This window comes from Serratia sp. PGPR-27, from assembly GCF_022678525.1.
In the GTDB taxonomy this organism is placed as follows: domain Bacteria; phylum Pseudomonadota; class Gammaproteobacteria; order Enterobacterales; family Enterobacteriaceae; genus Serratia; species Serratia nematodiphila.
This window is the reverse complement of sequence record NZ_JALBYS010000098.1, coordinates 1-237: the sequence shown is the minus strand read 5'-3', so window position 1 is coordinate 237 and position 237 is coordinate 1. Positions and strand designations below refer to the sequence as shown.

Genomic DNA, 237 nt, shown 5'->3' with positions numbered 1-237 from the left:
AGTGGATGGTCACGGGAACTTCGGTTCAGTCGATGGTGACCAAGCGGCAGCCATGCGTTATACCGAAGCGCGTATGAGTAAGATTGCCCACGAAATGGTTCGTGACATGAATAAAGATACTGTTGATTTTATCCCTAACTATGACGGTGAAGAGCGTGAGCCAGAAGTATTACCAGCTCGCTTTCCTAACCTACTAGTTAATGGGACAACCGGTATCGCAGTTGGGATGACTACCAA

Annotated in this window: 1 protein-coding gene; it reads left to right on the top strand. The window is 47.7% G+C overall.

Going from position 1 to position 237, the window contains the following annotated elements:
• On the top strand, positions 1–237 hold a 237-nt coding region (locus tag MMS95_RS24175), incomplete at both ends, for a DNA gyrase subunit A (RefSeq protein WP_242142441.1).